This window comes from Streptomyces sp. NPDC018000, from assembly GCF_044328025.1.
Lineage (GTDB): Bacteria > Actinomycetota > Actinomycetes > Streptomycetales > Streptomycetaceae > Streptomyces.
Window position 1 is genome coordinate 1 of the sequence record NZ_JBIRGM010000035.1, and the last position, 19,626, is coordinate 19,626.

At 70.4% G+C, this 19,626-nt stretch carries 19 protein-coding genes; 5 read left to right on the forward strand and 14 right to left on the reverse strand.

What is annotated here, in order from left to right; genetic code table 11:
- Window positions 1-91 precede the first annotated feature (91 nt).
- Both ACH4EW_RS30995 and ACH4EW_RS31000 read right to left on the reverse strand, forming a co-directional pair.
- Window positions 92-985, reverse strand: coding sequence for an alpha/beta fold hydrolase (locus tag ACH4EW_RS30995; RefSeq protein WP_398262640.1), 894 nt, complete (start codon window positions 983-985; stop codon window positions 92-94).
- A 615-nt stretch (window positions 986-1,600) separates the two neighbouring features.
- Window positions 1,601-2,293: a metal-dependent transcriptional regulator gene (locus ACH4EW_RS31000; RefSeq protein ID WP_398262642.1), complete on the reverse strand. Its 693-nt coding sequence runs from the start codon at window positions 2,291-2,293 to the stop codon at window positions 1,601-1,603.
- 202 nt (window positions 2,294-2,495) lie between these two features.
- Between ACH4EW_RS31000 and ACH4EW_RS31005 the strand changes: the two genes are divergently transcribed.
- Window positions 2,496-3,251, forward strand: a complete 756-nt coding sequence (locus tag ACH4EW_RS31005) for an SIS domain-containing protein (protein WP_398262644.1) — start codon at window positions 2,496-2,498, stop codon at window positions 3,249-3,251.
- Between the two features lie 99 nt (window positions 3,252-3,350).
- On the opposite strand, the gene ACH4EW_RS31010 is transcribed toward ACH4EW_RS31005, so the two are convergent.
- Window positions 3,351-4,397: a fatty acid desaturase family protein gene (locus ACH4EW_RS31010; protein WP_398262646.1), complete on the reverse strand. Its 1,047-nt coding sequence runs from the start codon at window positions 4,395-4,397 to the stop codon at window positions 3,351-3,353.
- 305 nt (window positions 4,398-4,702) lie between these two features.
- Between ACH4EW_RS31010 and ACH4EW_RS31015 the strand changes: the two genes are divergently transcribed.
- Both ACH4EW_RS31015 and ACH4EW_RS31020 read left to right on the forward strand, forming a co-directional pair.
- Window positions 4,703-5,989, forward strand: coding sequence for a sensor histidine kinase (locus tag ACH4EW_RS31015; protein WP_398262648.1), 1,287 nt, complete (start codon window positions 4,703-4,705; stop codon window positions 5,987-5,989).
- Window positions 5,977-6,621, forward strand: coding sequence for a LuxR C-terminal-related transcriptional regulator (locus ACH4EW_RS31020; protein ID WP_398262650.1), 645 nt, complete (start codon window positions 5,977-5,979; stop codon window positions 6,619-6,621). The genes ACH4EW_RS31015 and ACH4EW_RS31020 overlap by 13 nt, the downstream gene beginning before the upstream one ends.
- Window positions 6,622-6,712: 91 nt before the next feature.
- On the opposite strand, the gene ACH4EW_RS31025 is transcribed toward ACH4EW_RS31020, so the two are convergent.
- Entirely contained in the window at window positions 6,713-8,089 is a 1,377-nt protein-coding gene (locus ACH4EW_RS31025; protein WP_398262652.1) for a PAS domain-containing protein, read from the reverse strand.
- Between the two features lie 302 nt (window positions 8,090-8,391).
- Here ACH4EW_RS31025 and ACH4EW_RS31030 point away from each other — a divergent pair, with 302 nt between their 5' ends.
- The gene (locus ACH4EW_RS31030; protein ID WP_398262701.1) at window positions 8,392-10,020 is read left to right on the forward strand and encodes an IS200/IS605 family accessory protein TnpB-related protein; all 1,629 of its coding nucleotides are present in this window, start codon (window positions 8,392-8,394) and stop codon (window positions 10,018-10,020) included.
- Window positions 10,021-10,076: 56 nt separating this feature from the next.
- Here ACH4EW_RS31030 and pdxH read toward each other — a convergent pair whose 3' ends face one another.
- Entirely contained in the window at window positions 10,077-10,703 is a 627-nt protein-coding gene (pdxH, locus tag ACH4EW_RS31035; protein WP_398262703.1) for a pyridoxamine 5'-phosphate oxidase, read from the reverse strand.
- A 222-nt stretch (window positions 10,704-10,925) separates the two neighbouring features.
- On the opposite strand from pdxH, the gene ACH4EW_RS31040 reads away from it, so the two are divergent.
- Complete coding sequence (locus ACH4EW_RS31040; protein WP_398262654.1) at window positions 10,926-12,035, forward strand: citrate synthase 2; 1,110 nt, start codon at window positions 10,926-10,928, stop codon at window positions 12,033-12,035.
- An 81-nt stretch (window positions 12,036-12,116) separates the two neighbouring features.
- Here ACH4EW_RS31040 and ACH4EW_RS31045 read toward each other — a convergent pair whose 3' ends face one another.
- From ACH4EW_RS31045 to ACH4EW_RS31085, 9 genes are all read right to left on the reverse strand, one after another.
- Complete coding sequence (locus tag ACH4EW_RS31045) at window positions 12,117-12,659, reverse strand: DapH/DapD/GlmU-related protein (protein ID WP_398262656.1); 543 nt, start codon at window positions 12,657-12,659, stop codon at window positions 12,117-12,119.
- 87 nt (window positions 12,660-12,746) lie between these two features.
- A complete protein-coding gene (locus tag ACH4EW_RS31050; RefSeq protein ID WP_398262658.1) occupies window positions 12,747-13,340 on the reverse strand; it encodes a TetR/AcrR family transcriptional regulator in 594 nt (197 codons plus the stop codon).
- Window positions 13,328-14,074, reverse strand: coding sequence for an enoyl-CoA hydratase family protein (locus ACH4EW_RS31055; RefSeq protein ID WP_398262660.1), 747 nt, complete (start codon window positions 14,072-14,074; stop codon window positions 13,328-13,330). Before ACH4EW_RS31055 ends, ACH4EW_RS31050 begins: the two co-directional genes overlap by 13 nt.
- Window positions 14,075-14,282: 208 nt before the next feature.
- Window positions 14,283-14,483 (reverse strand): hypothetical protein, encoded by a 201-nt coding sequence (locus ACH4EW_RS31060; RefSeq protein ID WP_398262662.1) that lies wholly within the window; start codon window positions 14,481-14,483, stop codon window positions 14,283-14,285.
- On the reverse strand, window positions 14,480-14,677 hold the full coding sequence (locus tag ACH4EW_RS31065) for a hypothetical protein (RefSeq protein WP_398262664.1): 198 nt from the start codon (window positions 14,675-14,677) through the stop codon (window positions 14,480-14,482). The genes ACH4EW_RS31060 and ACH4EW_RS31065 overlap by 4 nt, the downstream gene beginning before the upstream one ends.
- Window positions 14,674-14,820, reverse strand: coding sequence for a hypothetical protein (locus tag ACH4EW_RS31070; RefSeq protein WP_398262666.1), 147 nt, complete (start codon window positions 14,818-14,820; stop codon window positions 14,674-14,676). Before ACH4EW_RS31070 ends, ACH4EW_RS31065 begins: the two co-directional genes overlap by 4 nt.
- Before the next feature lie 174 nt (window positions 14,821-14,994).
- Window positions 14,995-16,245: a helix-turn-helix domain-containing protein gene (locus ACH4EW_RS31075; RefSeq protein ID WP_398262668.1), complete on the reverse strand. Its 1,251-nt coding sequence runs from the start codon at window positions 16,243-16,245 to the stop codon at window positions 14,995-14,997.
- Between the two features lie 259 nt (window positions 16,246-16,504).
- Window positions 16,505-17,665, reverse strand: a complete 1,161-nt coding sequence (locus ACH4EW_RS31080; protein WP_398262670.1) for an acyl-CoA dehydrogenase family protein — start codon at window positions 17,663-17,665, stop codon at window positions 16,505-16,507.
- The gene (locus ACH4EW_RS31085) at window positions 17,662-19,620 is read right to left on the reverse strand and encodes an acetyl/propionyl/methylcrotonyl-CoA carboxylase subunit alpha (RefSeq protein ID WP_398262672.1); all 1,959 of its coding nucleotides are present in this window, start codon (window positions 19,618-19,620) and stop codon (window positions 17,662-17,664) included. The genes ACH4EW_RS31080 and ACH4EW_RS31085 overlap by 4 nt, the downstream gene beginning before the upstream one ends.
- Window positions 19,621-19,626 lie beyond the last annotated feature (6 nt).

Sequence of the window (19,626 nt, forward strand, 5' to 3'; positions counted from 1 at the left end):
AAAGTCCCGGCACAGCGCGTTGAAGCAGGAAGCCCCCGGAAGGGTCACACGACCCAGGCCGGAATCCCTGGACTTCAGGCCAGGGAGCACGTCAAGGGGAGACAGGCTCGCGGTCGTCCTGGGGCTCCTCGGCGAACTGCTCCAGGAAGGGTTCGACCGCCGCGCGCCAGCCCTCCGGCTGGTCGTAGTGGACGAGATGGCCGGCGTCGGCCACTTCCGCGTACTGCCCGCGCGGCAGTGCGCGGACCATCTCCTGGGCCTCCGCCCGGCCCAGCTCGCCGTCGAGGCCGCGGAGCACCAGGGTCGGGCACCGGACCTGTGCCAGCTCCTCCCAATGCGCGTCGAACACCCAGGTCGCGCGGGACTGGAGCATCTGGCGACGGGAGAAGACGGGACGCCAGCCGTCGGCCCGCTCGGCCATCACCTCGGCGAAGAATTCGCCGCGGGCCGGGTGGGGCCGCTCCAGCCGGAGGTCGTCCTCGCCGAACCACTTCCGGACGTCGGAGAGCGTCGCGAACGGAACCGGCCAGGTCGTGAACCAGTCCTCCCACTCCCGCTGCGAGGCCGCGCCGAGCGCGGAGGCCCGCATGTCGCAGATGACCAGTGCCCGGACGAGATCGGGGCGCTTCGCGGCGAGCTGCCAGGCGGTGAGCGCCCCCATCGAATGCCCGACGAGGGCGACGGGTGCGAGGCCGAGCTGTTCGATCGCCGCCTCGGCGTCGGCGACGTACGCCTCGCGGGTGTACGGCCCTTCGGCCGGCTTCTCGCTGCGGCCGTGTCCTCGCTGGTCGAGGCCCACAGCGCGGTGCCGCTCGGCGAGCCAGCGGGTGGTCGACGCCCAGTGCGAGGCCCGGCCCATCAAACCGTGGAGCAATAAGACCCCGGGGGCGTGTTCGCCCTCCGTGCGCCCTTTGGGCGGGTCGGCGAACTCCCAGGCCGCGAGGCGTACGCCGTCGGCCCCGGTCACATCGATCCGTCGCACCATATGTTCTGGCCCCCCTTCTGGTCCTCGATCACCGCTCGATCACCGTGTGGTCGCGTCGGCCAGACTATCGAACCTTTATTCGAAAATCGGGTTACGGCATCCAACACCCCTCGTTCGAGTGACCGGGTCCAAGGATTGGCGGCGGCCACGGAGGGGAGATCTTCTTCGGGAGGCGGGCCACTCGGGGATGAGGGCCCGCGGGAATCGACCTCGAGAGCTCGGGGCTCCAGGTCGGAACAGGGGAGGACAGGCCCCGGCGCCGCAAGGCGCCGGGGCCCTCTGCCGTTCGGGGAGCGGCCGGCACCGGAACGCCTTCGCGGGCGGCAGGCACAGATCTCGCGGACGGCGGAACCGGCTTCGTGGGCGGCCGGGGCCGCTACAGCGACCTCCCGGTGCGCGTGCCGGACATGCCGGACATGCCAGTACGACGGGCGCATGTGCCTGCTCCCTCCCCGACCGCGCGGCCAAGTGGCCGACGCCCTCAGGTATGCCTCAGCCACAGCCTGGCACGCGATCCGCCCCGGCGCTGCGATTCCGGGCGGAAAAAAGGAAAGCGGACGTTACGCCTCAGCGCCCTGCCGGCACTCGGTCGGCGGCACCCGTCAGCAGCGCCCGTCAGCGCTTGGCCACGAACACATGCGAGGCGATCTCGGCGCCCAGCTCCGCCGCCTCACCACTGCTGCCGACCAGCACTCCGCCGGGCGACTGGGTCACGCTGACCACGGAGCCGGGCTGAATACCCGCCCGTCGCAACGTGTACATCAACTGGGCGTCCGTCTGGATCGGCTCACCGATCCGGCGCACCACCACCGTCTTGCCTTCGGCTCCCGGGTCGAGATCCGACAGGCTCACCATGCTTTCGTCGAGGAACGGGTCGGCCTCGGCCTTCTCGCCCAGCTCCTCCAGGCCCGGGATCGGATTCCCGTACGGGGACTCCGTCGGGTGGCGCAGCAGCTCCAGCACCCGCCGCTCCACGGCCTCGCTCATCACATGCTCCCAGCGGCATGCCTCGGCATGGACCTGCTCCCACTCCAGGCCGATCACATCGACGAGCAGGCACTCGGCGAGCCGGTGCTTACGCATGACGCGGGTCGCGAGGCGGCGCCCCTCGCCGGTCAGCTCCAGGTGGCGGTCGCCCGCCACCTGCACCAGGCCGTCGCGCTCCATGCGCGCCACCGTCTGGCTGACCGTCGGACCGCTCTGGTCCAGCCGTTCCGCAATTCGGGCGCGCATGGGGACCACACCTTCCTCTTCGAGTTCGAGGATGGTGCGGAGATACATCTCCGTGGTGTCGATCAGTCCGGACATTCGTGCCCCTCGATGCTGTGACATGAAAAACGTCGTGCGCTGGCCCTCACCCAATTCTGACCCATACCGCTGACAACCGTGCCGAGCCGACCGGACACCGTGCGGCGTGGGCGGTATTGACAGGCCACTGGTCCAGACCGCAACGTGATCCGCGGCACGGACACCCCACGGACGATTCTCCCCGCCGGAAAGGGCCTCCTCGATGAACGACAGCAAGCTGGCCGGTCAGTTCTTCGACGCAGCGATCGGCCTGCTGGAGCGCGTACGCGACGAGGAGTCCGGCAACATCGCGGCCGCCGGTGCCGCGATCGCCGACACCGTCGCCGCGGGTGGCAGGCTCTTCGCCTTCGGTGCCGGGCACTCCTCGCTCGCCGCCCAGGACGTCGTCTACCGGGCGGGCGGACTCGCCCTGATGAACCTGCTGGCCGTGCCGGGGACGGTCGGCGTCGATGTCGTGCCGGCGCCCCTCGGCTCGGCCCTGGAGCGGGTCGACGGGCTGGCGGGCGCGGTGCTCGACTCGAGCCCGGCCAGGGCGGGCGACGTCCTCGTGGTCATCTCGCTCTCCGGGCGCAACGCGCTTCCGGTGGAAATGGCGATGAATGCGCGGGCGCTCGGCCTGAAGGTCATCGGCGTCACTTCGGTGGCGTACGCGGACGGCACCCGCTCGCGGCACAGCTCGGGCGGCTTCCTGCGGGACCACTGCGACATCGTGCTCGACAGCAAGATCTCCATCGGCGACGCGGAGCTGACCGCCGACGGGATCGAGGCACCGTTCGCACCCGCTTCGACGGTCGTCACCAGCGCGGTGATGCAGGCGATGATGGCCGCCGCGGCGGAGCAGCTCGTGGAACGCGGGGTGGAGCCCCCGTTGCTGCGGTCGGGGAACGTCGACGGCGGACATGCGTGGAACGGGCGCGTCATGACGGAGTACGCGGACCGGATCTTCTACCGGCGCTAGGGCCTGCGTGAGTGCCGGTCGCAGCACTGGAAAGGCGCCTCCGGCACGGCGGTGGTCTTCGAGCCGGTGGCGCCGCTGGTCCAGGAGACGTCCGCGGTCTCAGCCGGCCTCGCGGATCGGCTCGCCGGTGCGGTGCAGGTGGCGGAAGATCTCGCGGTACGACCCGAGCAGGCCGACCTCGTAGTAGGGGATGCCCTTCTCCGCGCAGAACTCCATGGTGATCCGCTGGGCACGGCCCAGCGCGGGGCACGGCATGCTCGGGAAGAGGTGGTGCTCGATCTGGTAGTTCAGTCCGCCCATGAGCACGTCCGTGAGGACGCCGCCGCGCACGTTGCGGGATGTCAGCACCTGGCGGCGCAGGAAGTCGAGCCGCATGTCCGGGGTCACCATGAGCATGCCCTTGTGGTTGGGCGCGAAGACACTGCCCATGTAGACGCCGAGGAGCGCCTCATGGACCGCGATGAAGGCGAACGCCTTGCCGGGAGACAGCGCGGCGAAGACAAGTCCGAAGTATGCGACGAAGTGGGCGACGAGCAGGGCGCCTTCGAGGAACGGGCGCTTCATGGTGGGGCTGCGCAGTGCCTTGAAGCTGTTGAAGCTGAGATTGAGGCCCTCCAGCGTCAGCAGCGGGAGGAAGAGGTAGGCCTGCCGCCTGCCGATGAACTTCGCCACGCCCGTGGCGAAGCGCGCCTGGCGCTGGGACCACACCAGGATGTCGGGGGCGACGTCCGGATCCCGCTCCTCGTGGTTGGGGTTGGCGTGGTGGCGGGTGTGCTTGTTCATCCACCAGCCGTAACTCATGCCCATGCAGAGGTTGGCGGCGATCCGGCCGCCGATCTCGCTTGCCCGACGGCTGCTGAAGACCTGTCGGTGCGCCAGATCATGGGAGAGCAGGCCGACCTGTGCGAATACGACGGCCATGACCGCGGCCAGCACCAGTTGCAGCCAGGTGTCTCCCAGTGCGAAGAGGGCGACCCAGCCGCCGACGAAGGCCAGGCCGACGAGGGTGATCCGCACCGTGTAGTACGCAGCACGCCGGTCGAGCAGCCCTTCGGCGGCTATACGGCGGCTCAGTTGGGCGAAATCACTGCCGCCCGTCGCCTTGGCCGACGGTGCTTCCGTCGCCATCGCAAGTTCAGTGGTCATGCCTCGAAGTCTGGGGCGCGGGAAGCCGCGCCGGAACCCGGGTAAGCCCCCTCTCCAAGGGGGAGAAAACCCTACTTCCCAGCGGTGATCGGCGTCAGGCCCCTGCGGTCACGGCTAATGTGTTCGAACGGGTTCACCCCTTCATCACCGAGGCCGGGTGCAGGGCCCGCGCGCCGCGGTCACCCGTACACCGCGTACGGTGTTCTGCCGAGATCGCCCATCCGGGCCCTGAAGAGCGGGACTTGTACGTGCGGACTACTCACTGGCCAGGTGTGATACGTACGGTCCGCCGGCGAGGCCGTCAGGTGCGCCCCTGGCTGCGTGCCGACTTCCGCCCCTGGCTGAACTCCGGTCTGGTGGCCGCCAGACGAGGCCTTGCTCTTTCCATCGTCTCGCAGCTGGGCGGCTATCCGCTGGTGACCCTTTCGGTCGTGTCGCTGTCGCTGATCCCGCTGGGCGTCGGGATCCTCACGTTGCCGATCATCACCGTCGCGGTGCGGAACCTGGCGGATCTGCACCGCCGTTTCGCCGGCGAGTGGTGCTCGGTCCCGATCGCCTCGCCCTACCGTCCGCACACGGACCAGAACTTCGAGCCGCTGGATCTGCCCAGCAGTCTGCGGCGCACGCGGTCCCTGCTCACCGATCCGGCGACCTGGCGCGACCTGCTGTGGATGACGGCCAACATACCCGTCGGCCTGCTGGCCGGCCTGCTGCCGGGATGGATGATCCTCTACGGCATCCATGGGGTGGTGGCGACTCCGCTGTTCTGGCCGCTGATGGACGACACGTACGGATATGCGCTGACCTGGCCGGTGCACAGTACGTACACGTCCATCCTGGCCTTCTTCCAAGGGCTGGCTTTCCTGTTCTTCGGCTTCTGGTCGGGAACACGGCTGCTTCGGCTGCATTCCCGGATCACGCACAGACTGCTGGCGCCGACCGAGAAGACCCTGCTCTCGCTGCGGGTGGCACAGCTGACCGAAACCCGCTCCGAGGCGGTGGACGCTCAGGCGGCCGAGCTGCGCCGGATCGAGCGGGATCTGCACGACGGCGCGCAGGCCCGGCTGGTGGCGGTCGGGCTCAAACTGGGGCTGGCAGACCAGGCGTTCAAGGACGACCCCGCCACCGCGTACCGGCTGCTGCAGGACGCCCGCAAGGCGAACAGTCTGGCACTGGCCGAGCTGCGGGACCTGGTCCGCGGCATTCATCCCCCGGTCCTCGCCGAGCGTGGTCTCGAGGGCGCCATCCGGGCCCTGGCGCTGGACCTGCCGATCCCGGTGAAGGTCGACAGCGAACTGCCGGGCCGGCCTCAGGGCCCGGTGGAGTCCGCTGGATATTTCGCGGTCGCCGAGACACTCACGAATGTGGTGAAGCACAGCGGGGCCGACTCGGCGTGGGTGCGGCTGCGGCACGGAGACGGATTGCTGTCCGTCACCGTCGGCGACGACGGGCGCGGCGGGGCGGTACTCGGGACGAGCGGCGGACTCCACGGACTCCAGCGCCGGCTCGCCACGTTCGACGGAACCCTTGACCTCGACAGCCCGGTGGGCGGACCCACCACCGTGACCATGGAGATGCCATGCGTGTTGTGATCGCCGAAGATCTCGCCCTCCTCCGGGAGGGCGTCATCCAATTGCTGACGGCCAACGGCTTCGAGGTCGTCGAGGCGGTGGACAACGGCCCCGACCTGCTGCGGGCGTTGCTCGAACACCGGCCGGACGTCGCGGTCGTCGACGTGCGGCTGCCGCCGACCTTCACCGACGAGGGGCTGCAGGCGGTGACGGAGGCACGAAAGCAGGTGCCGGGCCTTCCGGTTCTGGTGCTGTCCCAGCATGTGGAGCACCTGTACGCGCGGGAGCTGCTCTCCGACCATCACGGCGGCATCGGCTACCTGCTCAAGGACCGGGTCTTCGAGGTGAGTGAATTCGTCGACTCCGTACGGCGGGTGGCGGCCGGCGGGACGGCGATGGACACCTTGGTCGTGTCCCAGCTGCTGAACAAGACGTCCGCACGGGAGCCGATGCAGTCGCTCACCGGACGGGAACGAGAGGTGCTGGGTCTGATGGCCGAGGGCCGGAGCAATGCCGCGATCGCCCGGCAGCTGTACATCTCCGAGAAATCGGTGAGCAAGCACACGAACAGCATCTTCGCGAAGCTCGGTCTGGCGCAGTCGTGCGACGACAATCGGCGGGTGCTGGCCGTACTCGCCTCGCTCAACCTCTGAAGGTGTCCACGGGCGACCCGCGCTACGGCTCCCGGTGTCCCGGCGTCCCGCAGACGAACCGTCCACCTGTGGACTCGCGCTCTGCGGGCCGTCAGCCGGCAAAGTCCGCTGCCACCACCTGTGCCAGATCCACCGCCGCCGCGACCCGGACCGCCACACTCTCCGCGTACGCCGCGTCCGGGCGTTCAAAGGCCGTGCGGTGGGCGGAGCGCAGAAACGTCACCACACCCAGCGTGCGCCCCCTGCTCCGCAGCACCGCGCACAGCGCGTGCACCGAATCCTTCGGCCACTGCCGTTCGGCCGCCCACACCCCGGCCCCGGGCTCCGCACCCGCGCTGGCCCGGACCGAACCCGTACGGTCCACCGCCTGAAGGGCCGGGTGCCCCGCCGCGTACCGCAGCGGAATGCCGCCGCCGGCCACCGGCAGGCACGGCCCGGGCTCACCGGGCGCGGTCGCCGCCACCCGCACCAGCCGCTCCCCCGCCACCAGGTCGACCAGCGCATGGTCGGCGAAGCCCGCGAGCGCATAGTCCAGATAGGAGGTCGCCGCCTCCATCGCGTTCTCGTACTCGGACGCCGACTGCGAGGCCCGGTGCAGCTGGTTCGAACGGAACCGCAACCGGTCCGCCTCCTGCGCCACCAGCTTCTCCGTGGTCACGTCCTGGAACAGCCAGCCGACCCCCAACGGAACGGGCTCCTCGGCGAGCGGCGACGCCAGCCGCAGAAAGCCGCTGCGCCAGCAGCGCCGCCGGTCCCCCTCCGCCGTCCGCAACGTCACCCACAACTCGGCCGGCGCCGGTGGTGCGCCCTCGGCGAGTACGTGCTGCAGCGCGCCCTCCAGGTCCTCGACGCCCTGCGCGATCAGCTCCCCCAGCGGACGCCCCAGCAGCGTCGTACGGCCACTGCCCAGCGCCCGTGCCGCGTGCGCGTTGACGACCGTCGGCCGCAGATCGGCGTCGACGAGCACCACACCCCACGGCGCGTCCTCGAGCAGCGCCTCGCTCAGCGCGATCGACCGCTCCAGATCGATCTGCGCATGCATCTCCCCGAACGCGCAGTACACCCCGGCCGGCTTCCCGTCCGCACCCCGCACCCCGGCCGACTGCGTCCGTACGAGCACCCGCCCGCCGTCCTTGCGCAGCAACGCGAACTCGTGGACCTGGCGACCGGCGCCGTCCATGGCCGCCATCAGCCGCCCCTGCACCTCCCCCGCGTCCGCCGGCCGCACCGCCCACCCGGCCAGCCCGGGCCGGCCCACAGCCTCCTCGGCGGACCAGCCGAGGATTCGCTCGGCCTCACGGTTCCAGTGGGTGACGGTGCCGTCCGCGTCGAACGCACAGAGCGCCGCATCCATCCCGTCGAGCAGCGCCGCGAGCAGCTCGGCCCCGGGCCCGGGCCCGGGCCCGGGCTTCGGACCCTCGTCGGGCCCGAGCGCGTCGGTCGTCCCACCGCTTGTGGACGCACTCATCCCCGCACCCCCGCAGGACGTATCCGGCATTACCGCACGTCAGACCATTGAACTCGAACGTGACCCAGCACACACCGACTTCTCCGAAATAGGCCGGTTCATTAATTCGGTTGTGCGGTCCAGGTGGGTTGGGAGCTGCTGCCGGTTTGCTGCTCTGAAGTGAGTTGTGGTGGGCAGGAGTGAGCCCTGATGGCGGGTTCGCGGGGTGGGAACGGGGGTCCTGGGCCGAATGGGTGACCTTGGCGGTGGTTGCTCGTTGGGCTGGGTGGCAGGTGTCCGGGGTCGGTGGGAGGGGTGGTGTGGTGGGTGGTTTACGGGAGTTGGCGGCACCGTTCGTGGTGCCGGGGCCTTGTGGGGTGGCGGTCCGGGACCGTCTGAAGCACCTCACGCCCCAGGACGAGAACGTGCTCCGCCTGGTCGGTGAGCACCAGGGCCGTCTGGCCTCGCGTGACCTCAAAGCCCGCTGCGCGGATGGTCTGGAGCACAGCGCGGACACCTGGGCGTCACGCAAGCGGAACCTGACGCCGCTGTCGTCGTCACGGATCGCGGGTGCGATCACCAAGGCCACGCACGACCAGTGGGCACTGGCCCGCCGCTGCCAGACCGCACACATCCAGACACTCGAAACCGCGATCAGGACCCTGCGCCACCGCCTGTCCCTCCCCATCGGTACGCCGGGGACGAAGCGGGCCCCGGGCGGCTACCGCTCCCGCAGCGAGTGGTTCCACAAGTCCCGGCGCCTCGCCGCGCTGGAGGCGCGGCATGCGGCCGTTGTCGCCGACCGGCAGGCCGGGCGGGTGCGTGTGGTGCGGGGCGGCAGACGTCTCCTCCACACCCGCCACCACCTCATCAAAGCCCAGTTCACCGAGGGCCGGTGGCGGGAGCGGTGGGAGGCGGAGCGCTGGTTCATCGCCGCGGACGGTGAGTCGGGCAAGCGGTTCGGGAACGAGACCATCCGCGTCACCCCGGACGGTGAAGTGACCATCAAGCTGCCCGCCCCACTCGCCCACCTGGCCAACACCCAACACGGCCGCTACACCCTCACCACCCGCATCGGCTTCGCGCACCGGGGCGTGGAGTGGGCCGACCGCATCACTACGAACCGGGCCGTCGCCTACCGCATCCACCTCGACACCGACTGCCACCGCTGGTACCTCACCGCCTCCTGGCAACGCCCCATGGTGCAGACCATCCCGCTGGAGGCCGCCCGCGCCCGGGGCATCATCGGCGTCGACACCAACGCCGACCACTTCGCCGCCTACCACCTCGACCCACACGGCAACCCCATCGGCAACCCGCACCGCTTCCCCTACGACCTCTCCGGCACCACCACCCACCGCGACGCACAGCTCCGCCACGCCCTGACCCAGTTACTGCACTGGGCCAAGCAGACCGGTGCCGCCGCGATCGGCATCGAGGACCTCGACTTCACCACCGAGAAGACCCGCGAGAAACACGGCCGCCGTAAAAAATTCCGGCAGCTGATCTCCGGCATCCCCACCGGGAAGCTCAAGGCCCGGCTGGTCTCCATGGCCGCCGAACAAGGCCTTGCGATCGTTGGCGTCGACCCCGCCTACACCTCCCAGTGGGGCGCCCAGCACTGGCAGAAACCACTGGCCACCCCACACCGCACCATGTCCCGTCACGATGCCGCCGGCATCGCGATCGGACGCCGCGCCCTCGGACACCCCATCCGGCGTCGGACGGCACCGCCCCCACACGACCGGAGTGATCGTGCGGGGCATCGGACCGCCCAGGCCGGACCAGGCAACCGGGGGCGTGAGGGAACCCGCCCACCCGCAACGGATCACGCCCCTGGAGGCGTGCCGCCGAGCGGGACGCGAAAGCGGGAACCCAGCGCATCCAACACCGTTCGGGATGCGCCCAGAACGCAGCAGTGGGTCCAGGACTCACTCATGCGCACTGGTTAGGAACGGTTTCTGCCTGTCCGGGACCCTTTGCTTTTCTGCCTGTCCGGGACCCTTTACTACGGGCACAGGCGCTCGACGCGCCAGCCCTCGCCCTCGCGTACGTACCTCAGCCGGTCGTGCAGCCGGTTCTCGTGACCCTGCCAGAACTCGATCGTGTCCGGTACGACGCGGAAGCCGCCCCAGTCCGGGGGCGCGGGGATGTGCTCGCCCTCCGGGTAGCGGGCCGCCAGTTCCTCGTAGCGTCCGATCAGCTCGTCACGGGAGCCGATCACCGTCGACTGGGCGCTCGCCCAGGCGCCCAGCTGGGAACCGTGCGGGCGGGTGCGGAAGTAGGCGACCGTCTCTTCGCGGGCGACGCGGGCCGCCGTGCCGGTGACGACGACCTGGCGGGCCATCGGGTGCCAGGGGAAGAGCAGCGAGACGTACGGGTTGGCGGTCAGTTCGCGGCCCTTGCGGGATTCGTAGTTGGTGAAGAAGACGAAGCCGCGTTCGTCGTACTTCTTCAGCAGCACCGTGCGTGAGGACGGCCGGCCGTCGGGGGTCGCGGTGGAGACCACCATGGCGTTGGGTTCGTGGAGCAGCCCGCCCACGGCGACCTGCCGGAACCAGTGGGCGAACTGCTGCATCGGGTCGGCGGCCAGTGTGTCCTCGGTGAAGCCCTCGGAGCGGTACTGCTCGCGCATCGCGGCCGGATCGGTGATGGAATCGGAGGGGGAGTCTGCGGTGGGCACGGAGCCATCCTGCCGCAGCGGCCGAGTCCGCCCGGCAAGGAGGGTATCGATCCGTCACCGGTGAATCGGGGAGCTGTGCCGGATGTCACGCTTCCCCGCGTCGTGGGAAACCCGCCAATATCTTGGGGCAGGCCACTGTGGCCTCCGTACAGCCGCCGACCTGAGGGAGCCGCTATGTCCGACTTCGTACCGGGACTAGAGGGAGTCATCGCGTTCGAGACGGAGATCGCCGAACCGGACAAGGAAGGCGGTTCGCTCCGTTACCGCGGTGTCGACATCGAGGATCTCGTCGGCCATGTGTCGTTCGGGAATGTCTGGGGGCTGCTGGTCGACGGGGCGTTCAATCCCGGTCTGCCGCCGGCCGAGCCGTTCCCGATCCCTGTGCACTCGGGTGACATCCGGGTCGATGTGCAGTCCGCGCTGGCGATGCTCGCTCCCGTGTGGGGCCTGAAGCCGCTGCTCGACATCGACGGGGAGACGGCACGCAATGATCTGGCGCGGGCCGCCGTGATGGCGCTGTCGTACGTCGCCCAGTCGGCGCGCGGGCAGGGGCTGCCGATGGTTCCGCAGAGCGAGATCGACAAGGCGCAGTCCGTGGTCGAGCGGTTCATGATCCGCTGGCGCGGTGAGCCGGACCCCAAGCACGTCAAGGCTGTCGACGCGTACTGGACGTCGGCCGCCGAGCACGGCATGAACGCCTCCACGTTCACCGCCCGCGTCATCGCGTCGACCGGCGCCGATGTGGCGGCGGCGCTGTCGGGTGCGGTGGGTGCGATGTCGGGGCCGTTGCACGGTGGTGCGCCGTCCCGGGTCCTCGGCATGATCGAGGAGATCGAGCGGACCGGGGATGCCACCGCGTATGTGAAGAAGGCCCTGGACAAGGGTGAGCGGCTGATGGGCTTCGGGCACCGGGTCTACCGGGCGGAGGACCCACGGGCGCGCGTTCTTCGGCGTACGGCCGAGGAATTGGGTGCGCCGCGCTTCGAGGTGGCGCAGGCGCTGGAGCGGGCCGCGCTGGAGGAACTGCACGCGCGTCGCCCGGACCGGGTGCTGGCGACGAACGTGGAGTTCTGGGCGGCCATCATGCTGGACTTCGCGGAGGTTCCGGCGCACATGTTCACATCGATGTTCACCTGTGCGCGTACGGCGGGCTGGTCGGCGCACATTCTTGAGCAGAAGCGGACGGGGCGGCTGGTGCGGCCTTCGGCGAGGTACGTCGGTCCGGGGCCGCGTGATCCCCGGGAGATCGAGGGGTACGAGCAGATCGCGGGTCTGGGGAACTGAGACCGGGCCTCCGGGCAGATCCGCAGAGTCTCACCCGTCCTGCGTGTGCCCGGTGTGCCCGGTGTGCTCCCGGAGAGGTCGTCACCACCGTCGGTGCACGGTGGCTTTGGTGCCGGTCACCAGGCTTGCCGGGGGAACGTCATCGGCCACCACCGCGCCGGCGGCGACCACGGCATCACGGCCGATGCTGACGCCGGGCAGGATCGTGGCACCGGCACCGATCCACACGTTCTCCGCCACGTCGATGGGCGCGCCGGTGAGGTACAGCCGCCGCTCCTCGGGATCAACCGGGTGGCCGCTGGTGATGAACGTGACCTTCGGGCCGACCATCACGCGCTCACCGAGCCGGATGCCGGCGTAGTCCAGGAACGTGCAGTTCTGGTTGATGAACACGCGCTCGGCGAGGTCGAGGTGGAGACCGTGGTCCGTGTAGAAGGGCGGATAGATCGTGACCCTCGGCGGCAGCGGCTTGCCGAGGATCCGCTCGAACAGTTCCGCCTTGCCTGCTTCGTCCTCGAAGGGCAGCACGTTCAGGCGGGAGGTGAGCTCGGTGACCCGCAGGACCCTCTCGGCCATGGCCTGGAACTCGGCGCTGTGGATGCGCATGAGACGGTCGCTGGACATGCCACGCCTCTTTCTCGTGTATTGGTGACTGGTTAAGACTCACTGGGCGCTGGTGGGGGCTGTGGTCGCCCACAGGTCCCCCCAGGGTCAGTCGAGTGCGCCATCCAACAGCGCCGCCCACTGTGCCACGACCCTCTGACGCCGGGCGGTGTCGTCGGTGAGTACGTTGGCCAGGCCCAGGCCGCGGGCCATGTCGAGGAGGCCCTGGACGGTTTCGCGTACGCCGGGCTTCGTCTCGTCGGCGTTGAGGAGTTCGACGGCGATGCGGTGAGTCTCCCGGCCTACACGGGCTTCGAGTTCGGTGACACGGGGGCGGAGCTGTTCCTCGTTGGACGCGGCGACCCAGAGCTGGAGTGCGGCGCGGAAGAGCGGGCCCGTGTAGAGGTCGACGAGGGCGGCGACGACGGCGGTGCGGCCCTGGACGGGCAGGGTGCGAAGGGCGGCGGAGCGTTCCTCGGCGACGTATTCGACGGCTGCGGTGAACAGGTCCTCGCGGGTCGGGAAGTGGTGCTGGGCGGCGCCGCGTGAGACGCCTGCGCGTTCGGCGACGACGGAGACGGTGGAGCCTGCCCAGCCGTGTTCGGCGAGGCAGGCGACCGCGGCTTCGAGGAGTCGCCGGCGGGTGGCGCGGCTGCGGTCCTGCTTGGGGGTCCTGTCGGTGGATTGCGTCACAGCACCCATGCGGGGTCCCGTCGTTCGAGGAAGGCCGTCATCCCTTCCCGTGCCTCGGCGGAGGCGAAGAGTGCTGCCGAGCGGGCGATGAGGTCTTCGGCGTACCGGTCGAAAGTCTCCAGCACAGTAGCCGTGACCAGCTCCTTCGACGCGGCCAGCCCCTGCGGTGAGGCCCTGCGCAGTCCGTCCAGTACGGGGACGAGCGCCTGGTCGATGTCCTCGGCGGGCCCGACGGCGAGCGTGATGAGGGAGATGCGGGCCGCTTCGGTCGCGTCGAAGCGTTCGCCGGTGAGGTAGTAGCGGGCGGCTGCGCGCGGGTCGGTGCGGGGCAGCAGCGGCAGGGAGATCACGGCGGGGGCGAGGCCGAGCCGGGATTCGGTGAGGGCGAACGAGGCGCCGGGGCCGGCCGCGGAGATGTCGCAGGCGCTCAGGAGTCCGAGGCCGCCTGCCCGGACGTGGCCGGTGACACGGGCGACGACGGGCTTGGGCAGTGCGACGATCTGCCGCATCAGGGCGACGAACGCCGCCGGGTCGGGCGGTCCGGTGAGGTCGGCGCCCGCGCAGAACGTGTTGCCGGTGTGGGTGAGGACGACGGCCCGTACGGCATCGTCGGCCGCGCACACCTCCAGGGCGGCGGACAGCTCACCGACCAGCCGTGCGGAGAGTGCGTTGCGGTTGGCCGGTGAGTCGAGGGTGAGGGTGGTGATGCCCCGGTCGTGGACGGGGGCGGCGAGCGGCGTCATACGGTTCGTCTCCTTGTCCCGGGTGTCCCGCCGGGTTGTCCCACGGTGTCCCGCAGAGCGTGGCAGCGGAACCCGGAACAATCAAGCGTGCTTGCATGGTTCTCTGTTCCGGCCGGACGCCATGACGGATCACGGGCGCCGTCTCAGCAGGTCGGGGTAGCGGCCCGCCCGCGGCCGGGAGCGCGATCACCGGCCACGGACGGGAGTCTCATTCCGGGCGGTCCGCGCAGCAGGGCCCGGTCCATACCTCGGTGTCGAGATTGTGGGCGCCGAGCTGGTCGCGGACGATGCCGACGCGGACCGTGCCGGTGGTGAGGGGCTTCCCGCACCAGACGCAGGCGCGACCGTTGGCCTGGTCCCACGTCAGCGTGCGCGGGTCGGGGAAGCCTCGCCCGCCCGACGCGGTCACGGCTGCTCGCTGTACGGGCACAGACCGCGTTGCTCCCGGCACGGGGCACACGCGTACAGCTCCCGGCCCGGGCCCGACCCCTGCTCTACCACCAGGACCAGGACCGCGGTCCCCGACGGTCCCTCGTGCCAGTGGCACCAGCCGAAGCCGGACCCTGCCGGGGCCGGCTCCGGACGGACGGGTCGTGCGGTCATTGCGCCCCCTTGCACCGGTCGCACCGGCAGGGCGGGAGCGCGGCCGACAGCTCCACGGTCTTCGCCGGGACGACCTCGGCTTTCGGCCGGACGACGCGCGTGGTCCGGCCGTGCCGGTCGACCTCGTACACCTTGATCGTCATGGACATACGAGCCCGCCCCGTTGCTGTGCGGGGAACGGGAGCATCGGGTTGGGAAACGGTAACGCGGTAGCACTGAGGGGCATGTCGGCTCCGTTGGGTCGCTGGTGACCAGCACGGTAGGAGCACGCACAAAGAGCGAGGGGCAGGATTCCTACCCCTCGCTCATGGGTTCGACTACGCGGCGAGCAAGCCGAGTTGGTCAGCCAACGCGGCAGCACGACGCCGCCGGGCTGGGTACTTCGACTCCGCCTCCTCCAGGACGATCCTCCTGGCGTACCCGTTGTACTTGATCGTCTCTGGCGCGGCCTGATGCGCCTTCTCCAGAGTGGCGAGCGCGGTCTCGGCCTGCCCGTCGAGGTGGTACGCGCGGGCCTCCTCGATCCTGTGCCGGGCCAGTCGTGGCCGGGACGGGATCGCGGCTGTGTCCGCCGCGACAGCCTGCCGTACGGACTCCCCGCCCGCGCGGAGCTCGACCGCCACGGTGACGGCGTGGGCGCCGATGATGGCCTGAGAGAAGCTGGTGACGGGGTGGTAGTAATCGGCGGGCAGACTGCGCGCCGTGGCCTTTGCTTTGTCCCACCATCCCCACGCCGCCCCGGTCTCGCCACGGCGAGCAGCCGTGTACCCGACCTCGAACTGGAGCGCCCCGGCGATCGCCCGGACGCGGTCATTGGCGTCGGGCAAGAACCGGTTGAGGTGGCTGAGCGCCTCCATGGCCATGGCGTCAGCCGCGTCAAAGTGGTCCGGGCCGGTGTCGCGGTGCGCCTGCGCAGCCAGCCACGCGGCCACGCCGATGGCGTGCGGGTCCTCGGACTCCTGTGCGGCGACCATGCCGCGCTCGGCCACCCGCCACAGCAGGGCGCCGTCAGGCTGGTACGCGATGAAGAACTGGGAGAGCGAGTAGACCTCGGACAGCACTGCTTGGGCAGCCCGCCGAGACGCTGCGGAATCGGACTGCCGAACGGCGAGTTGGGCGTCGCGGATCAGATCGGGCAGCAACTCGCCAAGGATCTCCCGGTGGTTCGCCGACCGGTGACGTGCGGCCCACGCCCTCGCGAGCCTGGCCGCCAGGTGCTCAGTCGACGGTGCCTCCCGATCCCCGTCCAGGGTCAACGCGTTGACCGCGTCCCGGACGGCCGGCAGGCGCGAGTGCCCCGGGCCAACGAACAGTTCGACGGGGGCGCTCTGGTCGCCCGTCAGGTCGGACAGGTCCCGGACCCGCAGTACCTCGGCGATCCGCAGCACAATGGGCAACCTCGGCATACCAATCTCGCCCCGCTCCACCTGTTTCACCCACGAGGGGGACATGCCCAGCAGCCCAGCCATCACCGGGCGACTCATACCGCGACGGGTGCGGAGAATTTGCATTCGTTGCCCGAATGCCAACGGGTCGGTGTGCGGGTCCGGGGTGGCGTCGGTTGGCATGGCCTTGCCCCTCTCTGGTCAGCTCGTCACTGCCAGGGTATGGGGCGAGGCCCTTCCTGCGTGAGGCATCAACTGACCCCGGACGCACGAAACCGCACCCTGGAATGCGGGGGCGCGGTGCGTTGGGGGGCGTGTGCCGTGCGGTGAAACCTTGAAGGGGTGCCCGTGACTGGCTGTCACGGGCACCCCTCTCAGGCTGGGCTACCTCAGCGCCGCGGCACGCGGCCGCGGCACGGTGGAGGGACAGGATGTCCCGCCGTCAGTACGACTTGGGGAGCCCCAGGGACTGGTGGGACACGTAGTTCAGGATCATTTCCCGGCTGACGGGTGCGATCCGGGCGACGCGGGCCGCCGCGATCAGGGATGCGAGGCCGTATTCGCGGGTGAGGCCGTTGCCGCCGAGAGTGTGCACGGCCTGGTCGACGGCTTTGACGCAGGCTTCGCCGGCCGCGTACTTCGCCATGTTGGCGGCCTCACCGGCACCGATGTCGTCGCCCTCGTCGTACAGGCGGGCGGCCTTCTGCATCATCAGCCGGGCCAGTTCCAGTTCGATGTGGGCCTGGGCGAGAGGGTGGGCGATGGCCTGGTGGGAGCCGATGGGCTCCTTCCACACCTGGCGGGTCTTCGCGTACTCGACGGCGCGGGCGAGTGCGTAGCGGCCCATGCCGATGCCGAATGCGGCGGTCATGATGCGTTCGGGGTTGAGCCCGGCGAAGAGCTGGAGCAGCCCGGCGTCCTCCTCGCCCACGAGGGCGTCGGCGGGCAGCCGTACGTCGTCGAGGACCAGCTCGAACTGCTTCTCCGGGGCCTGGAGTTCCATGTCGATCTGCGAGCGCCGGAAGCCGGGTGCGTCGCGCGGGACGATGAAGAGGCAGGGCTTGAGCTTGCCGGTCCTGGCGTCCTCGGTGCGGCCGACGACGAGGGTGGCGTCGGCGATGTCGACGCCGGAGACGAAGACCTTGCGTCCGGTGAGCAGCCAGTCCTCGCCGTCCTTGCGGGCGGTGGTGGTGATGCGGTGGGAGTTGGAGCCCGCGTCGGGTTCGGTGATGCCGAAGGCCATGGTGAGGCTGCCGTCGGCGAGGCCGGGGAGCCAGTGCCGCTTCTGGGCTTCGGTGCCGAAGCGGGCGATGACGGTGCCGCAGATGGCCGGGGAGACGACCATCATGAGCAGCGGGCTGCCTGCCGCGCCCAACTCTTCGAGAACGATGGAGAGTTCGGCCATTCCGCCGCCTCCGCCGCCGTACTCCTCGGGGAGGTTCACGCCGAGGTAGCCGAGCTTGGCGGCTTCGGTCCACAGTTCGCGCGGGTGGGCTCCGTCGCGTACGACGGAGGTCATGTAGTCCCGCCCGTAGCGCTTTCCGAGGGCGGCGACGGCCGCGCGCAGGGCCTGGTGCTCTTCGGTTTCGAGGACGGTGCTCATGCGTTCTCCTCAGTGTCTGCGGGTTCGGGGTCCGCGGGTTCGGTGACGACGGCGAGCAGGGCGCCGACCTCCACCTGGAGGCCGGGGGCCGCGTGCAGTGCGGTGAGGGTGCCGGTGGCGGGGGCGAGGATGCGGTGTTCCATCTTCATCGCCTCCAGCCAGATCAGTGGCTGCCCGGCTTCGACCGTCGCCCCGGCAGCGAGGCCCTCCGCGACGCGGACGACGGTGCCGGGCATGGGGGCGAGCAGTGAGCCGGGTTCGGTCCGGTCGGCGGGGTCGGTGAAGCGCGGCAGGGCGGTGAAGGCGTACGAGCCGGTGGCGGTGTCCACATACACCTTGTCGCTGTGGACGGTGATGGCGAAGTGGCGGGTGACGCAGCCGGCTTCGAGGGTGATGTGGTCGGGGCGGGCGGCGATGACCCGTTCTCCGGTTTCGGGGACGGGGCCGGTGCGTGTGGTGCGGTAGACGGCCTGGTATTCGGTGCCGTCGGGTTCGGCGCGGTAGCGCTTGACCTGGGGTTGCGAGGAGATGTTGCGCCAGGCGCCGAAGCGTGCGGGGCCGGGGCCGTGCTGCCGGGTGGCGGCGTCGGCGAGGGCCGCGGCCAGGGCGGCGATGCGGTGGTCCGCTTCGTCGGGGGCCGGGGTGAGGGCGTCCAGGTGCCGGCCGTAGAAGCCGGTGTCGAGGCGGGCGGCGCGGAAGTCGGGGTGGCGCAGGGACCGTACGAGCAGGTCGCGGTTGGTGACCGGGCCGTGGATGCGGGCACGTTCCAGGGCGCGGGCGAGCAGGCGTACGGCTTCGGTGCGGGTGGGAGCGTGGGCGATGACCTTGGCGAGCATCGGGTCGTAGTGCACGCCGATGGTGTCGCCGCCGGTGTATCCGGTGTCGAGGCGCAGTCCGGGTTCGTCCGGCACATCCAGCGTGTGCAGCGTTCCGGTCTGCGGTTGCCAGTCGCGGGCGGGGTCCTCGGCGTAGAGGCGGGCCTCGACGGCGTGGCCGTGCGGCTCGGGGGGTGCGGTGGTGGGCAGCGGTTCGCCTTCTGCGATGCGCAGTTGCAGGGCGACGAGGTCGAGCCCGAAGACGGCTTCGGTGACGGGGTGTTCGACCTGGAGGCGGGTGTTCATCTCCAGGAAGTACGGCCGTCCGTCGGCCGCGAGGAGGAACTCGACGGTGCCCGCGCCCCGGTAGCCGACCGCGCGGGCGGCGGCCACGGCGGCATCGTGCAGCCGGGTGCGCAGCGCGTCGTCGAGACCGGGTGCGGGGGCCTCCTCGACGACCTTCTGGTGGCGTCGCTGGAGTGAGCAGTCGCGGGTGCCGAGCGCCCAGACGCCGCCGTGTTCGTCGGCCATGACCTGGACCTCGACGTGCCGGCCGCGCTCCACGTACGGCTCCGCGAAGACCTCGCCGTCCCCGAAGGCGGCGGCCTCGGCGGAGGCGGCCGTCAACTCTCCCGGCAGCTCGGCGAGTTCACGTACGATCCGCATCCCGCGCCCGCCGCCGCCCGCCGCCGCCTTCAGCAGCAGCGGAAGGTCGTCGGCGGTGACCTTCTCCGTGTCGACGGGCGCGAGCAGCGGCACTCCGGCGGCGGCCATCAGCTCCTTGGCGCGGGTCTTGGACGCCATCAGTTCGATGGCCTTGACCGGCGGCCCCACCCAGATGAGACCGGCGTCCTGCACGGCCTGGGCGAATTCGGCGTTCTCGGAGAGGAAGCCGTAGCCGGGGTGGACGGCGTCGGCGCCCGCCGCGAGCGCGGCGCGTACGACGAGATCGCCGCGCAGATAGGTGTCGGACGGGGCGGCGCCCGGCAGCCGTACGGCGGTGTCCGCCTCCCGTACGTGCAGCGCGTCCGCGTCCGCGTCGGAGTACACGGCGACGGTGGCGATGCCCAGCGCGCGGCAGGTGCGGAAGATCCGGCAGGCGATCTCGCCCCGGTTGGCAACGAGCAGTGTGGAGATCATCTGTGG

Bases quoted from the DNA above. Each gene is read 5' to 3' on its own strand.
- ACH4EW_RS30995 (WP_398262640.1), bottom strand. From the start codon at position 985: ATGGTGCGACGGATCGATGTGACCGGGGCCGACGGCGTACGCCTCGCG.
- ACH4EW_RS31000 (WP_398262642.1), bottom strand. From the start codon at position 2,293: ATGTCCGGACTGATCGACACCACGGAGATGTATCTCCGCACCATCCTC.
- ACH4EW_RS31005 (WP_398262644.1), top strand. From the start codon at position 2,496: ATGAACGACAGCAAGCTGGCCGGTCAGTTCTTCGACGCAGCGATCGGC.
- ACH4EW_RS31010 (WP_398262646.1), bottom strand. From the start codon at position 4,397: ATGACCACTGAACTTGCGATGGCGACGGAAGCACCGTCGGCCAAGGCG.
- ACH4EW_RS31020 (WP_398262650.1), top strand. From the start codon at position 5,977: ATGCGTGTTGTGATCGCCGAAGATCTCGCCCTCCTCCGGGAGGGCGTC.
- ACH4EW_RS31025 (WP_398262652.1), bottom strand. From the start codon at position 8,089: ATGAGTGCGTCCACAAGCGGTGGGACGACCGACGCGCTCGGGCCCGAC.
- pdxH (WP_398262703.1), bottom strand. From the start codon at position 10,703: ATGCGCGAGCAGTACCGCTCCGAGGGCTTCACCGAGGACACACTGGCC.
- ACH4EW_RS31040 (WP_398262654.1), top strand. From the start codon at position 10,926: ATGTCCGACTTCGTACCGGGACTAGAGGGAGTCATCGCGTTCGAGACG.
- ACH4EW_RS31045 (WP_398262656.1), bottom strand. From the start codon at position 12,659: ATGTCCAGCGACCGTCTCATGCGCATCCACAGCGCCGAGTTCCAGGCC.
- ACH4EW_RS31050 (WP_398262658.1), bottom strand. From the start codon at position 13,340: ATGGGTGCTGTGACGCAATCCACCGACAGGACCCCCAAGCAGGACCGC.
- ACH4EW_RS31055 (WP_398262660.1), bottom strand. From the start codon at position 14,074: ATGACGCCGCTCGCCGCCCCCGTCCACGACCGGGGCATCACCACCCTC.
- ACH4EW_RS31065 (WP_398262664.1), bottom strand. From the start codon at position 14,677: ATGACCGCACGACCCGTCCGTCCGGAGCCGGCCCCGGCAGGGTCCGGC.
- ACH4EW_RS31070 (WP_398262666.1), bottom strand. From the start codon at position 14,820: ATGACGATCAAGGTGTACGAGGTCGACCGGCACGGCCGGACCACGCGC.
- ACH4EW_RS31075 (WP_398262668.1), bottom strand. From the start codon at position 16,245: ATGCCAACCGACGCCACCCCGGACCCGCACACCGACCCGTTGGCATTC.
- ACH4EW_RS31080 (WP_398262670.1), bottom strand. From the start codon at position 17,665: ATGAGCACCGTCCTCGAAACCGAAGAGCACCAGGCCCTGCGCGCGGCC.
- ACH4EW_RS31085 (WP_398262672.1), bottom strand. From the start codon at position 19,620: ATGATCTCCACACTGCTCGTTGCCAACCGGGGCGAGATCGCCTGCCGG.